This window comes from Massilia forsythiae (assembly GCF_012849555.1).
GTDB classification, from domain to species: Bacteria; Pseudomonadota; Gammaproteobacteria; order Burkholderiales; family Burkholderiaceae_D; genus Telluria; species Telluria forsythiae.
The window spans coordinates 110,933-125,090 of sequence record NZ_CP051685.1; the positions used below are offsets into that span (position 1 = coordinate 110,933).

Here is a 14,158-nt window from a genome sequence, read left to right on the forward strand (position 1 = left end):
AACGGTACTATGCTCGGCTCGTGACTCACGCTTTCCCGCTGAAAAATGACTGCCCCACATTCCGCCCCCACCGATGCCGCAAACGATGGGGCTCCGGCACCGAAGAAAAAGCGCCGTAACGGCCGCCTCTCGATGGCGGCATGGAAACAGTTCGTCAACGTGGCGAAGCCGTACTGGCTGGGCGAGGAAAAGAACAAAGCCTGGGGGATGATGGTGTCGCTCATCGTCCTGATGCTGGTCGACACCAAGCTGGCCGTCATGCTCAACAACCAGGCCGGCGAGATGACCTCGGCGCTGGCCGGCAAGAACGGCGACAGGTTCTGGACGGCGGTGCGCGCCTGCCTGTTCACGCTGGCGTTCGCGGTACCGGTGTATGCGTCCTACTACTACATGCGCGACACCTTCGCCAACCAGTGGCGGCGCTGGCTTACCGGCCGTTTCCTGGACGGCTACCTGAAAGGCCGCAATTACTACCAGCTCGGCTTCGATAGCGAGATGGACAATCCCGACCAGCGCATCAGCGAAGACATCAACACCTTTACGGGACGGTCGATCAATTTCCTGCTGATCTTCCTGGGTTCGATGATGCAGCTGGTCGCCTTCAGCGCCGTGCTGTGGTCGATCTCGCACCTGCTGGTGGGCGTGCTGGCAGTGTATGCGCTGGCCGGCACCGTCATCGCCCTGTACGCTTTCGGCAACCCGCTGATCCACCTGAATTTCTGGCAGCTGCGGCGCGAGGCGGATTTCCGCTTCAGCCTGATCCGCATGCGCGAAAACGCCGAATCGATCGCCTTCTACCGCGGCGAAGCGCAGGAGCGCGCCCACATCGACATCAAATTCAACAAGACGATCAATAACTTCGTCAAGCTGATCCGGAAGCAGCGCAACCTGAACCTGTACCAGCGCACGTTCAGCCAACTGACCCTGGTGTTGCCGGGCATGATCCTGGCCAACGGCGTGCTGTCGGGCGAACTGGAAGTGGGCCGGGCGATCCAGGCCGCCGGCGCCTTCACCGCCGTGCTCGGCGCCGTGGGCGTGATCGTCGACAATTTCGAGAGCCTGAGCCGCTTCGTGGCCGGCATCGGCCGCCTGCACGCCTTGTCCAAGCTGGTGCTGCCCGAGACGGCGTCCGACATGCCCGCGCCAGTCGCGCCCGAGGCGCACCCGCGCATCCAGCGCCGTCCGGGCGCGCACCTGGCGCTGGAAGCCGTGACCCTGCATCCGCCGCAGTCCGAGCGCGTGCTGATCAGGGAACTGAACCTGGCCCTGAAGCCGGGCGAGGCGCTGTTGATCACCGGCGAAAGCGGTTGCGGCAAGAGCTCGCTGCTGCGCGCCATCGCCGGCCTGTGGCATACCGGCAGCGGTACCATCCACCATCCGCCGGCCGAGGATTTCTTCTTCCTGCCACAGCGCCCCTATTTGCAGACGGGCACGCTGCGCAGCCAGCTGATCTACCCGAGCACGCATTCCAGCCTGAGCGACGAGCAATTGCTGGACATCCTGGACCAGGTCCACCTGCCGCGCGTGGCCGCGCGCGTGGGCGGCCTGAACGCGGTGCAGGACTGGGACAAATTGCTGTCGGTCGGCGAACAGCAGCGCCTGGCCTTCGCGCGCGTGCTGGTGCACGCGCCGCGCATCGTCATCCTGGACGAAGCGACCAGCGCGCTCGACAGCGGCAACGAAGCCTCGCTGTACGCACGCCTGCGCGCCACCGGCACCACCCTGATCAGCATCGCGCACCGGGCGGCGGTGCTGCGCCACCACACCCACGTGCTGCGCCTGGTCGGCGACGGCGCCTGGGAGGTGCACGAGGCTGAAGGCTACCAGTTCGACGGCGCGGCTGCCGATGCGCACGGCGCCGCCGGCGCCCAGCCGGCGCGGCCGGCACTGAAGGTGGTGGCCGCGGGAAATCCGGAACCGAAGGTCGCCGCCCAATAAGCGGCCAGGTCCCTGCAGCCGAACCGCTGCCTCGGCGCGTCTGCGGGCGTGTGCGGAAAACCTGCAGCTTGGCCGGACGGCGTTTACACGAACACCGGCTCCGGCTCCAGCGCCACCCCGTAGCGCTGCGCCACGTCGGCCTGGATCGCGCGCGCCAGCGCCACCACGTCGCCGCCGCCGGCGCCGCCATTGTTCACCAGCACCAGCGCCTGCTTCGGATAGACGCCGGCCGGTCCCAGGTTCCTGCCCTTCCAGCCGCACTGGTCGATGAGCCAGCCGGCGGCCAGCTTTTCGCTGCCGTCGGCTTGCGCATGGTGCACCAGGTCCGGAAACGCGGCCAGCAGGCGCGCGCACTGCTCTGCCGGCACCACCGGATTCTTGAAGAAGCTGCCGGCATTGCCGATCTCGGCCGGGTCGGGCAGCTTGCGGCGCCGGATCGCGATCACCGCGTCGGCCACCTGGCGCGGCGTCGGCGCATGGATGCCGGCGGCGTCCAGTGCCTGCGCCAGTTCGGCGTAGCGCAGATTCGGCTGCCAGCGCTCGGGCAGCGCGAAGGTCACGTCCAGCACGATCAGCCCGGCGCCCTCGGCGTGCTTGAACACGCTGTCGCGGTAGCCGAAGCGGCAGGCGGCGGCGTCGAGCACGCGTGTGCTGTTGTCGCCGGTATCGAACACCGTCACCGCATGCAAGGTATCGCGCGTTTCCGCGCCGTAGGCACCGACGTTCTGGATCGGCGCGGCGCCCACGGTGCCGGGGATCAGGGCCAGGTTTTCCAGGCCGCCCAGGCCCTGCGCCAGCGTCCACTCGACGAAGGCGTGCCAGTGTTCGCCGGCGCCGGCACGCACCAGCACGCGACCGTCCCGCTCGCCGACGAGCGCGCGGCCGGGCAGCGCCATGTGCAGCACCAGGCCGTCGAAATCACCTGTAAAGAGGATGTTGCTGCCGCCGCCCAGCACCAGGCGCGGCAGCGCGGCCAGCTCCGGGTCGGCCAGCGCCGCGGCCAGCTGGCGCGCGTCGGTGACGCGCAGGTAGCGGCGCGCGCGTGCATCGATGCGGAAAGTGTTCAAGGTGGCAAGGGAAACGTCGGCGGCGATGGGCAGGTCTGGGTGCATGGCGAAGCGAATGAGAATGGAGATCTCCGGCGCACGGCCGGGCCGGACGATTATAGTGGCTGGGCACGCCCGGCCGGCGCAATCCGCCGGCGCTTCGCTTGCCGGCCAGCGCAAATCCGCTGGAAATCGGTGGCGAAACCACAGCGCCGGGCGGCCGGTCGCCGCGTTGTCCGCTAAAATAACGGTTTCACCATATGCAAGAAAAGGAAGAATACGATGCCATCGTTTGATGTGGTCTGCGAAGCGGACATGGTCGAAGTCAAGAACGCGGTCGAGCAATCCAACAAGGAAATCGGCACCCGCTTCGATTTCAAGGGCAGCTCGGCCAACGTCGAGCAGAAGGAACGCGAAATCACGCTGTACGGCGACGCCGATTTCCAGCTGGCGCAAGTGCGCGACGTGTTGCTCAACAAGATGACCAAGCGCAAGGTCGACGTCCGCTTCCTGGACGAAGGCAAGGTCGAGAAGATCGGCGGCGACAAGGTCAAGCAGGTGCTGAAGGTGCGCAACGGCATCGAGACCGAAGACGCGAAAAAGATCACCAAGCTCATCAAGGAAAGCAAGATGAAGGTGCAGGCGTCGATCCAGGGCGAGACCGTGCGCGTCACCGGCAAGGACCGCGACACCCTGCAGGAAGCCATCGCCCTGCTGCGCAAGGACGTCAAGGACCTGCCGCTCGAATTCAACAACTTCCGCGACTGATTCTCCCGGTCGCCATGCCCGCGCCGGCAGCGTCCGCCATGCGGACCGGCCGGCGCCGATCTCCTTCTTCCGTTCCAATTCCTTCCGCCGCATACGGCGGCGCGTCGCGGCACCGCCACGGGCGCGGCTTGCGCATGCCATTGGGACAAAAAGCCCATCTTGGACGACTCGCCGCTTAGGGTAGAATGGAGTATGCGCAAATACGTCGAACATTGGCGTTGTTTTGCAATAAAACAGTTCTCGATAGAGGGCCGCTTGCGGACTCTGGTAGTCTAAGGATAGCAATGAAACGTGTTGATGATTTCCGCCTGCGTATGGGCAACAAGGAGTATGTGCCCATCATGATCGGCGGCATGGGCGTGGACATTTCGACGTCCGAACTGGCGCTGGAAGTGGCGCGCCTGGGCGGCATCGGCCATATCTCGGACGCCATGGTCCCGGACGTATCGGACCGCAAGTTCGATACCAGCTTCGTCAAGGAAAAGACCAAGCTGTACAAGTTCAACATCAACAACATGGACAAGTCGGTGGTCCAGTTCGACCTCGACCGCCTGGCCGAAGCCACCCGCCTGCACGTGGGCGCCACCATGGAAGCCAAGAAGGGCGACGGCCTGGTGTTCGTCAACTGCATGGAAAAGCTGACCATGAACGCGCCCAAGGAAACCCTGCGCACGCGCCTGTCGGCGGCGCTGGACGCGGGCATCGACGGCATCACGATGTCGGCCGGCCTGCATCTCGGCTCGTTCGAGCTGGTCAAGGACCACCCGCGCTTCCGCGACGCCAAGCTGGGCATCATCGTGTCCTCGGTACGCGCGCTGCAACTGTTCCTGCGCAAAGTGTCGCGCCTGAACCGCCTGCCCGACTACATCGTGGTCGAAGGCCCCTTGGCCGGCGGCCACCTCGGCTTCGGCATCGACGACTGGAAGGACTACGACCTGCACACGATCATGGACGAGATCCACGCGTTCATGAAGGCCGAGCAGCTGGACATTCCGCTGATCGCCGCCGGCGGCATCTTCACCGGTTCCGATGCCGTGGGCTTCCTGGAAAAAGGCGCCGGCGGCGTGCAGGTGGCGACCCGCTTTACCGTCACCCACGAATGCGGCCTGCCGGACGACGTCAAGCAGGAATACTTCCGCGCCAGCGAGGAAGACATCATCGTCAACGGCGTCTCGCCGACCGGCTACCCGATGCGCATGCTGAAGCAGACCCCGGCGATCGGTTCCGGCATCCGCCCAGGCTGCGAATCCTACGGCTATCTGCTGGATGCGACCGGCAATTGCGCCTACATCAATTCGTACAACCGGGAAATCATGGCCAATCCGGGCCAGAAGAACGTGCAGGTGTTCGACAAGACTTGCCTGTGCACCCACATGCGCAACTTCAAGTGCTGGACCTGCGGCTCGACCACCTACCGCCTGAAGGATACGACCCACAAGCTGGCCGACGGCAGCTACCAGGTACTGTCTGCGGAACATGTGTTCAAGGACTACCAGTTCAGCGTCGACAACCGCATCGCCCTGCCGGTGCGGCAGGAGGCGGCGGCCTGAGCGGCTGCTTCACTGGCCGCGTTGCGGGGATGGAATAGCCAGACGACGGCGCGGACTTCCGCGCCGTCGTCGCATGTGCGTCCTACGCTAGGATTTCGTCTCTTAAATTAATCGATATCAGCATTCCCAATAGAACGAAATCGCCGTCCCGCTGTCCAACGCGGGTTCACGATGTACGGGAGCGCCACATGTTCGACTTCGAGACACCGGGCCAGGCCGTGTTCCTGGCAAATATGGCAGGCAATATCAGCACCTGGAACGCCGGCTGTGCCAGCCTGTTCGGCATGCCGGCGGGAGACGTGATCGGCCTTCCCGTCACGACGCTCATCGCCAGCGGGCAGGAGGCATGGCTGGCTGTGCTGCAGGCGCTGGCGCGTCAGGCGGACGCGCCGGAGCCGCCGCCGGCCAACCTGCGCATCGAGGCCGACCTGCACTGCGCCGAGGGCCGCATCTTCCATGTGAGCATGGTGCTGGCGCCGCAACAGGGCACAGCAACGGGCGATTTCGCCGTCGCGGTCGAGACCGAGTACGATCCCGAGATGCCGGAAGCGGCGCGCGTGGCGCGCATTCCGCTGGCCTCCATCGTCGACCTGTTGCCGGGTAATTTTTACACGCTCAACCGGGAAGGCCGCTTCGTGCTGTGGAACCGCAACCTGGAGCGGGTCACCGAAATGATGCCGGACGAACTGGCGGCGGCGCACGCCACCGACCTGCTCGATCCGCCGCAGCGCCAACTGCTGCTCGAGGGCATGCACCGCGTGTTCGACCTCGACGAGGAGGTGAATTTCGAGGTCGACTACGTCTCGAAAAGCGGGCGCGAAACGCCGTTCCTGTTATGCGGAAGCAAGGTTCGCTGCGACGGCAACGAATACCTGTTCGGCATGGGCATCGACATCAGCGAACGGCGCACCCGCGAGGAAACACTGCGCCTGCGCGAGCGCGCCCTGCATGCGGCCAGCAACGGCATCGTCATTACCCGCTGCGGCGGTCCGGCGGACAACCTGATCGAATACGTCAATCCGGCCTTCGAGCGCATCACCGGCTATCCGGCCGCCGAAGTGACCGGACGCGACCCGCGTTTCATGGCGGTGCCGGGCATGGACCTCAACGAACGCGCCCTGCTGCGCGAGGCGATCGTGGCGCGGCGCGCGGTCAATGTGGTGCTGCGCAACCTGCGCAAGAACGGCGAACTGTTCTGGAACGACCTGAACGTCACCCCGGTGCGCGACGAGCATGGCGCGGTCACCCACTACATCGGCGTGATCAACGACGTCACCGCGCTCAAGCAGCGCACCGCCCACCTGGAGCACGAGGTCAACCACGACGCCCTCACCGGCCTGGCCAACCGCAACCTGATGTGGGACCGGCTGGAACAGGCGCTGCACCTGGCGCAGCGCCAGAAATCGCTGGTGGCGACCGTGCTGCTGGACCTGAACAATTTTAAGGCGATCAACGACACCCACGGCCACGAGGCCGGCGACGTCGTATTGAAAGTGGTGGCGCGGCGCCTGCAGGCCTCGGTGCGCGACAGCGACACGGTGGCGCGCATGTCCGGCGACGAGTTCGTGCTGGTGCTGGCCAACCAGCCGTCGCTGCGCTACACGCTGCGCATGATCGAGCGCGTGCGCGCCAGCTTCGCGATCCCGGTGAATTTCAATGGCCGCGAGATCGCGGTCGGCGCCAGCCTCGGCGTATCGCTGTATCCGCACGACGGCGCCACGGCGACCGAGCTGGTGCGCGCCGCCGACGTCGCCATGTACCATGGCAAGGGCAATCCTGAGGGCGGCGTGCATTTCTTCTCGGCCGACATGCGCTCGAGCACCGAGGCCAAGCACAAGATCGAGCGCGACCTGCGCCATGCCCTCGACCACGACGAGCTATTTTTGCTGTACCAGCCGCGCGTGGCGATCGGGTCCGGCAAGATCACCGGCTTCGAGGCGCTGCTGCGCTGGCGCCATCCCGAGCAGGGCGAACTGGCGCCGCCCCGCTTCCTGGCCGAAGCGGAAGAAAACGGCTTGATCGTCCAGATCGGCCAGCGCGTGCTCGACCAGGGCTGTGCTTTCGCCGCGCGCCTGGGCAGGCTGGGCACGGGCAGCGTGCCGCTGACGGTGAACGTCTCGTACCGCGAATACAGCCAGCCCAACTTCGTGGCCGACATGGCGGCGCAGCTGGAACGGCACCGGCTGCCGCCGCACAGCCTGCAGCTCGACCTGCGCATGGAGGCGCTGGTACGCAACCCCGCCCTCGGGCGCGAACTGGCGGCGCAACTGCGCGAACACGGCGTGGGCTTGTCGGTGGATGCCTTCGGCAGCGGGCTGTGCGATCTCGGCTACCTGCAGCAGCTGGAAGCCAGGCAGGTCAAGCTCGACGCCGGCACCGTGCATGCGCTCGGCGAAGGCAGCGGCGGCGCCATCGGCGCCATCGCCAAGAGCCTGATCGACATCGGCCACAACCTGGACATGGACGTGATCGGGGAAGCGGTGGAAACGCGCCCGCAGATGGAGTGCCTGAAGTCGCTCGGCTGCGACCAGTTGCAGGGAATGTGGTTTAGCCAGCCGCTGTCGGCCGACGAGGCCTTCGCCAGCCTGGAGAGCCAGCGTGCGCTGCATGCCTGAAGCCGCATGCCTGCGCGCGTGCGCGCCGGATGCCGGGCGGCGCCCGGCGTCCGGCATCCGCCGTGCTCAGCCTTCCCCGGTGATGCGCCGGACCAGCGCGCCGAGCACCTCTTGCGCCATCTCGTTGGCGACCTGGCAGGTGCCGGCGTTCTCGTGCCCGCCGCCGCCGTATTCGAGCATCAGCGCGCCGATATCGGTGTTCGAACTGCGGTTCAGGATCGATTTGCCGGTGGCGAACACCGTGTTCTGCTTCTTGAGGCCCCACAGCACGTGGATCGAGATGTTCGCCTGCGGGAACAAGGCATAGATCAGGAAACGGTTGCCGGCATAGATCACCGGTTCTTCGCGCAGGTCGAGCACCGCCAGGTTGCCGTGCACCGCGACGCAGCGTTCGATCTGGCGCTTGCACAGGGCATTGTGCTCGCGGTACAAGGCGGTGCGCTCGGCCACGTCGGGCAGCGCCATGATGCGGTCGATATCGTGGTCGCGGCAGGCATCGATGAGCGCCATCATCAGCTGGTAGTTCGAGATGCGGAAGTCGTGGAAGCGGCCCAGGCCGGTGCGCGCATCCATCAGGAAATTCAGCAGGGTCCAGCCCTGCGGCTCCAGCACCTCGCCGCGGTCGAAGCGCGCGGCGTCGGCCTTGTCGACGGCGTCCATCATGCCGCGCCAGGCCGACGGGAAGGCGCGCGCACCGCCGTAATGGTCGAACACCACCCGCGCCGCCGACGGCGCGCGCGGATCGATCACGTGGTTGGCGCGGCGGCCGCGGTGAGCGCCGTTGCGCAGCGTTTCCGACGAGTGATGGTCGAACACCAGGTGGGCGCCGGCCACGTACGGCAGGTTGGTGGTGATATCGCGCGCACCGATGGCGATCTTCCCATCCTGCATGTCCTTCGGGTGGACGAACAGGATCTCGTCGATCAGGTCCAGGTGCTTGAGCAGGACGGCGCAGACCAGGCCGTCGAAATCGCTGCGGGTGACGAGACGGTAGCGTTGGGCAACGGCAGACATCGGCAACCTCTTTCGGTAGTGGAAGGACGTCGTTCATGCTACGACCAATATTTCCCAATGACATCTATCAAACGCAAACCCGGGCGCCATCGCCGCGCCCTGGCCGTCCGTTCCGCCGTCCAGGGCTGCGATCCTGCAGACTGTCGCAAAGGGGTGGCCACGCGCGGCAAGCCGGTTTAAAGTTGCAACATTCCAACACCAAGCGGTGCATGCAAGATGATGGTGGCCTCGGCCCGCCCCTTGCACTCGCCGCTTGACGCGCCACCAAGCTTGTCTTCATGCAAACACGGCATCCATCGCAGCAAGTCGTTTCGAACACCCTCGCCGGGCTGCAGCGCAGCTTCGACGCGGTCGCCACCTGGGTAACCCAATTGTCATGGTGGAAGTTCCTGCTGTTCGCCGCGCTGATGCTGGTGGCTGGCCAGATCCTGCAGGATGAATTGTTCTCGGGCGGCGAGGAAGACATCGTGCGCACCGAACGCGGCGGGCGCCGCGACGAACCGGCGATCACCATCGACGACAGCGGCATCCACATCAACCAACGCGGCCGCACGCGCGGCGCCGGCACGGTCGACATCGACGCCAAGGCGCTGGCCGCCAGGGCCGAGGCGGCGGCGCGGGAAGCGGCGGCCAAGGCCAACGAGGGCGGCGCGGCCGCGGAGGCGGCGCACAAGGCGGCCGACGAGGCGGCGCACCAGGCCGCCGCCTCCGCCGAGCAGGCCGCCGCCGCGGCAACTGCGGCCGCAGCCGCGCCGGCGCCGCCCGCACCGCCAACGCCGCCCTCCCCGCCCGCGAACGCGACCGGCCGCAACCTGCTGAGCGGCGCAGTCGCCAGCGCCAGGGGCCGCGGCGGCAACGAGGAAGTCCACATCGACCTGCCGCCGCAGATCAGCGAAGAACTGTCGGACGCGATCGAGACGGCGGTGGACGATGCCGCCGAAGCCAAGGCCAGGAGCTACCACAAGCAGGCCTCGACCTGGTTCACCAGCTTCGTCTGGCTGCTGGTGCTGGCCCTGTTCGGCACCAAGGCGCTGGTCGGGGGCAAGAAGCGCGCCGAGGCCGAGATGCAGACCGCCACCGCCGCCGCCGAGCGCGAATCGATGCAGCGCCAGCTGTCCGAAGCGCGCATGCAGGCGATGCAGGCCCAGGTCGAGCCGCATTTCCTGTTCAACACGCTGGCCTCGGTGGAACACCTGATCGAGACCGACCCGCCGCGCGCCTCCGCCATGCAGCGCACGCTCATCCAGTACCTGCGCGCGGTGCTGCCGCAGATGCGCGACAACAACCTAGTGACCCGCCTCGGGCGCGAGGTGGACATGGTGACTGCCTATCTCGACCTGCTCAAGATGCGCATGGAAGAGCGCCTGGTGGTGTCCATGGACGTGCCGGACGGCCTGCGCAGCGCGGCCTTCCCGCCGATGATGCTGCAGTCGATGGTCGAGAACGCGATCAAGCACGGCCTGGAATGCAAGCCCGAGGGCGGCCACCTGGCGGTGACCGCGGAAATCGTCGACAGCAAGCTGCGCGTCACCGTGGCCGACGACGGCGTCGGCTTCGGCGTCATGCCGAGCAAGGGCACCGGCCTGGGCCTGTCGAACATCCGCGAGCGCCTGAAGCTGCTGCATGGCGACGCCGGCCGGCTGCACATCTCCGCCAACGATCCAGGCGGCGTGGTCGCCACCATCGAGGTGCCCTACCAGATGGCGCCCAAGTGAGTCGCCGGCGGCGCCGGCCTATTGCCTGGCGCCGCGTTTCGTTGAATAATCGGCATCTTCACAATCAAAACACGCTCCCGCCATGCCTACCGCAATCATTGCCGACGATGAAAGATTGATGCGCGACCTGCTGCGCACCCGCCTGGGCCAGGTGTGGCCGGAACTGGAAATCGTCGGCGAGGCGAAGAACGGCGACGAAGCCGTGCAACTGGTGGGCGAATTGCAGCCCGATCTGACCTTCCTCGACATCCGCATGCCCGGCAAGACCGGCATGGAAGCGGCGCGCGACATCGGCGACGCCAGCCAGGTGGTGTTCGTCACCGCCTACGACCAGTACGCGGTGGAAGCGTTCGAACGCGGCGCCATCGACTACGTGCTGAAACCGCCCGAGCCGGAGCGCCTGAAGATCACTGTGGAGCGCCTCAAGGAACGCCTGCAGGAACGCGCCAAGTCCGCGGCCGGCGGCGCGGTTGCCAAGCCGGACGGCGCCGCGAATGCCAACCTGGGCGACACCGTCACCGCCATGCTGTCGCAGCTGGCCGAGAAGATCGCCGCGCCCAAGCCGAAGTACCTGCAATGGATCCAGGCCAGCATCGGCCAGGACCTGCGCATGATCCCGGTCGAGGACATCCTGTTCTTCCGTTCCGACGAAAAATATACCTGCGTACAGACCGAAAAATTCGAGGCGCTGATCCGCAAGCCGGTGCGCGACCTGGCCGAGGAACTCGATCCCTCGCTGTTCTGGCAGATCCACCGCGCCACCCTGGTCAACGTCAACGCCATCGAAGGCGTGACGCGCGATATCCGCGGGCGCCACCTGGTACTGGTCAAGGGCCGACCCGACAAGCTCGAGGTCAGCCGCAGCTTCCTGCACCTGTTCAAGCAGATGTAAGGGCGGCGGCCGGTTGTCTGGCCTCAAACCGGCCGGCGGCGGCGCGCGTAAGGTAGATGACGGACCCGCACGGCGGGTTCTTCACCGAGCCTACCCCATGAATCGACCGCGCCGCGCCCGCGTCGCCGGCTGGCATACAGCCCTGTCCACATTCCGCTGCGCCGTCCTGCCGCTGGCAGTGCCCGCGGCGTGCTTCGTGTGCGGGCTGGCAACCGGCCGCGTGCTGCAGCGGCGCGCCCAGCAGGAGCGAGAAACCGTGCCGGCCAGCCGCCAGATCGTCCACCACGCCAACGAGGCCATCATCTCGGCCGACCTGGCCAACACCATCGTCATGGCCAACCCGGCCGCCGCCGCCCTGTTCGGCACCAGCGTCGACCAGATGGTCGGCAGCGGGCTGGAACGCTACATCGAAGCGCCCGACGGGGTGGACGAGAGCGTGGCCGGCAACATGGCCGAGGGCGTCCCCGACGGCCCGGCCGACTATTTCCGCGCCGGCAGCGGCCGCGCCGGGCGGCGCGCCACCGACTACGCGGTCACCGGCCTGCACGCCGACGGCAGCCGCTTCCGCCTGGAAGGCTCGATTTCGCGCGCGAATACCGGCGCGCCCTTCTATACCGTGATCATGCGCGACGTGTCGGAACGCCAGCGCGTGCAGGACCAGCTGAGCCGCTCGCACGACCAGTTGCGCCAGCTGTCGGCGGCGCTGCAGACCATCCGCGAAGAAGAGCGCACCCATATCGCGCGCGAACTGCACGACGACCTCGGCCAGCTGCTGGCCTCGCTGCGCATGGACCTGAACCTGCTGCAGCACACCGCCGGCACGCCCTCGGACAGCTTGCGCCTGATGAACGGCATGGAGCAGAACCTGCTGACGGCGATCACCTCGCTGCGCCGTATCGCCACCAACCTGCGTCCGCGCGCGCTCGACGAGGGCGGCCTGTATTTCGCCCTGCAGGGCTTGCGCGACGACTTCGTCGAACGCTACGGCATCCCGTGCAGCCTGCTGGCCGACGAAGCCGAGCTGCGCCTGGACGACGCCGCCAGCACCGCCATCTTCCGCATCGTGCAGGAAGCGCTGACCAATATCGCGCGCCACGCCGATGCCGACAGCGTGACCATGAACCTGTTTCGCCTGAACAGCGAACTGCTGGTGACGATCCGCGACGACGGCCGCGGCATCCGTCCGGAAGACATGGAAAAGGCCGAATCGCTGGGCCTGATCGGCATGCGCGAGCGGGTATGGGCGATGCACGGCGACATCGTGATCGGCGCCGAAGAGCCGTCCGGGACGCGCATCGACATCGTGCTGCCGGTGGCCGGGCACCTGGTTTGAGCCGGTCCTGCAATCTCACTATCGCATTCGGGTCCGGTTGACGACATTCCCTTTTGTCATCAACCCGACATACGTGTTCGATAAGATGCCTGCCGATCGGGGAGACGCGTTCTTCTCGTCGTGCCGACATCTTATTGGAGAAACCTGAATGCAAGTCAAACGCCTGGCCGCCCTGCTCGCCGCTGCTCCACTGACCACCCTTCCGCTGGTCGCCGTTTCGCTGCCCGCCGCCGCCCAGACCAACGTGACCCTGTACGGCATCGTCGACGCCGCCGTTTCCTCGCAAGACAGCGGCGGTCCGGAAGGCCGCCAGACCGTGGTCAACTCGGGCAACCAATCCAGCAGCCGCTTCGGCTTCCGTGGCGCCGAAGACCTGGGCAATGGCCTGAAAGCCATCTTCAACCTGGAAGCCGGCGTCGCCGTCGACACCGGCGCAGCCGATTCGGCCCTGTTCGGCCGCCGCGCCGTGGTCGGCCTGGAAGGCGACTTCGGCGCCGTCACCGTCGGCCGCGAATACTCGCCGATCGCTTCCATCGCCGCCGCCACCGACGCCTTCGGCCAGGGCTTCTACGGCAGCAACCTGTCGGCCTTCACCACCAACCGCCTGACGCGCCGCCTGTCGAACTCGGTCAACTACAAGAGCACCGGCTGGCATGGCCTGAAATTGCTGGCCGCCTATGCCGCCGGCGAAGTCAACGCCGTCAACACGCCGTCGGGCGACCTGCGCGGCCTCGGCGTCGAATACACGCTGGGCGGCCTGTACCTGGGCGGCGCCTACCACCAGATCAAGCGCGTGGGCGCCGACGACGACCGCGAAGCGGCTGTCGGCGCCGGCTACAAGTTCGATGCGCTGGGCGGCCTGGAAATCAAGGGCAACTGGATGCAGGCCGACCGCGAAGGCACGCCGGCCAAGTTCAAGCAGGTCAACCTGGGCGGCTCGGTCCCGTTCGGCGCGCACCGCGTGTACGCCAACCTGCAGCAGAACAAGCAGGGCGGCGCAAAAGGCAACGCCTGGGCGCTCGCGTACACCTATTCGCTGTCGAAGCGCACCAACCTGTATGCCAGCTATGCCGACCTGAACAACAACCGCCTGGGCGTGTTCGGCCTGAACTCGTCGTCGACCGCCGTGGCCCCGGCCGCGACCGCGCTCGGCGCCGATCCGTCGGTGCTGTCGCTGGGTATCCGGCACGCGTTCTGAGCGGCAAACGTACCTGTGTGGGCGTAGGGTGGACGGCGCACGCGAACCAAGGATTCAACCGATGTCGGTCGAGCCGTCCACCCTACGCA

The 14,158-nt window shown here is 66.6% G+C and carries 10 protein-coding genes; 8 read left to right on the forward strand and 2 right to left on the reverse strand.

All coding sequences use genetic code 11. The features are described 5' to 3' along the window. Positions 1-132 precede the first annotated feature (132 nt). Entirely contained in the window at positions 133-1,938 is a 1,806-nt protein-coding gene (locus tag HH212_RS00560) for an ABC transporter ATP-binding protein/permease (protein WP_169433616.1), read from the forward strand. 83 nt (positions 1,939-2,021) lie between these two features. On the opposite strand, the gene murB is transcribed toward HH212_RS00560, so the two are convergent. Further along, a complete protein-coding gene (murB, locus tag HH212_RS00565; RefSeq protein ID WP_169433617.1) occupies positions 2,022-3,050 on the reverse strand; it encodes a UDP-N-acetylmuramate dehydrogenase in 1,029 nt (342 codons plus the stop codon). A gap of 216 nt (positions 3,051-3,266) precedes the next feature. Between murB and HH212_RS00570 the strand changes: the two genes are divergently transcribed. The 3 genes from HH212_RS00570 to HH212_RS00580 all read left to right on the forward strand — a co-directional run bounded on the left by HH212_RS00570 (position 3,267) and on the right by HH212_RS00580 (position 7,917). Beyond that, positions 3,267-3,752, forward strand: a complete 486-nt coding sequence (locus HH212_RS00570; protein WP_169433618.1) for a YajQ family cyclic di-GMP-binding protein — start codon at positions 3,267-3,269, stop codon at positions 3,750-3,752. Between the two features lie 284 nt (positions 3,753-4,036). Further along, complete coding sequence (locus HH212_RS00575; protein ID WP_169433619.1) at positions 4,037-5,302, forward strand: nitronate monooxygenase; 1,266 nt, start codon at positions 4,037-4,039, stop codon at positions 5,300-5,302. Between the two features lie 188 nt (positions 5,303-5,490). Then, a complete protein-coding gene (locus tag HH212_RS00580; protein WP_169433620.1) occupies positions 5,491-7,917 on the forward strand; it encodes a sensor domain-containing protein in 2,427 nt (808 codons plus the stop codon). 66 nt (positions 7,918-7,983) lie between these two features. On the opposite strand, the gene HH212_RS00585 is transcribed toward HH212_RS00580, so the two are convergent. After that, positions 7,984-8,931: an exopolyphosphatase gene (locus HH212_RS00585; RefSeq protein ID WP_169433621.1), complete on the reverse strand. Its 948-nt coding sequence runs from the start codon at positions 8,929-8,931 to the stop codon at positions 7,984-7,986. 278 nt (positions 8,932-9,209) lie between these two features. On the opposite strand from HH212_RS00585, the gene HH212_RS00590 reads away from it, so the two are divergent. The 4 genes from HH212_RS00590 to HH212_RS00605 all read left to right on the forward strand — a co-directional run bounded on the left by HH212_RS00590 (position 9,210) and on the right by HH212_RS00605 (position 14,069). Further along, a complete protein-coding gene (locus HH212_RS00590) occupies positions 9,210-10,646 on the forward strand; it encodes a sensor histidine kinase (RefSeq protein WP_169433622.1) in 1,437 nt (478 codons plus the stop codon). An 82-nt stretch (positions 10,647-10,728) separates the two neighbouring features. Beyond that, positions 10,729-11,538: a LytR/AlgR family response regulator transcription factor gene (locus HH212_RS00595; RefSeq protein ID WP_169433623.1), complete on the forward strand. Its 810-nt coding sequence runs from the start codon at positions 10,729-10,731 to the stop codon at positions 11,536-11,538. Positions 11,539-11,635: 97 nt separating this feature from the next. Further along, entirely contained in the window at positions 11,636-12,871 is a 1,236-nt protein-coding gene (locus HH212_RS00600; RefSeq protein WP_169433624.1) for a PAS domain-containing sensor histidine kinase, read from the forward strand. 148 nt (positions 12,872-13,019) lie between these two features. Further along, positions 13,020-14,069, forward strand: a complete 1,050-nt coding sequence (locus HH212_RS00605) for a porin (protein ID WP_169433625.1) — start codon at positions 13,020-13,022, stop codon at positions 14,067-14,069. Positions 14,070-14,158: the final 89 nt, after the last annotated feature.

Excerpts from the sequence above, each read along its gene's own strand:
- HH212_RS00600 (WP_169433624.1), top strand. The coding sequence starts at position 11,636 with ATGAATCGACCGCGCCGCGCCCGCGTCGCCGGCTGGCATACAGCCCTG.
- HH212_RS00605 (WP_169433625.1), top strand. The coding sequence starts at position 13,020 with ATGCAAGTCAAACGCCTGGCCGCCCTGCTCGCCGCTGCTCCACTGACC.
- HH212_RS00595 (WP_169433623.1), top strand. The coding sequence starts at position 10,729 with ATGCCTACCGCAATCATTGCCGACGATGAAAGATTGATGCGCGACCTG.
- HH212_RS00580 (WP_169433620.1), top strand. The coding sequence starts at position 5,491 with ATGTTCGACTTCGAGACACCGGGCCAGGCCGTGTTCCTGGCAAATATG.
- HH212_RS00560 (WP_169433616.1), top strand. The coding sequence starts at position 133 with ATGGCGGCATGGAAACAGTTCGTCAACGTGGCGAAGCCGTACTGGCTG.
- HH212_RS00575 (WP_169433619.1), top strand. The coding sequence starts at position 4,037 with ATGAAACGTGTTGATGATTTCCGCCTGCGTATGGGCAACAAGGAGTAT.
- HH212_RS00585 (WP_169433621.1), bottom strand. The coding sequence starts at position 8,931 with ATGTCTGCCGTTGCCCAACGCTACCGTCTCGTCACCCGCAGCGATTTC.
- HH212_RS00570 (WP_169433618.1), top strand. The coding sequence starts at position 3,267 with ATGCCATCGTTTGATGTGGTCTGCGAAGCGGACATGGTCGAAGTCAAG.
- HH212_RS00590 (WP_169433622.1), top strand. The coding sequence starts at position 9,210 with ATGCAAACACGGCATCCATCGCAGCAAGTCGTTTCGAACACCCTCGCC.
- murB (WP_169433617.1), bottom strand. The coding sequence starts at position 3,050 with ATGCACCCAGACCTGCCCATCGCCGCCGACGTTTCCCTTGCCACCTTG.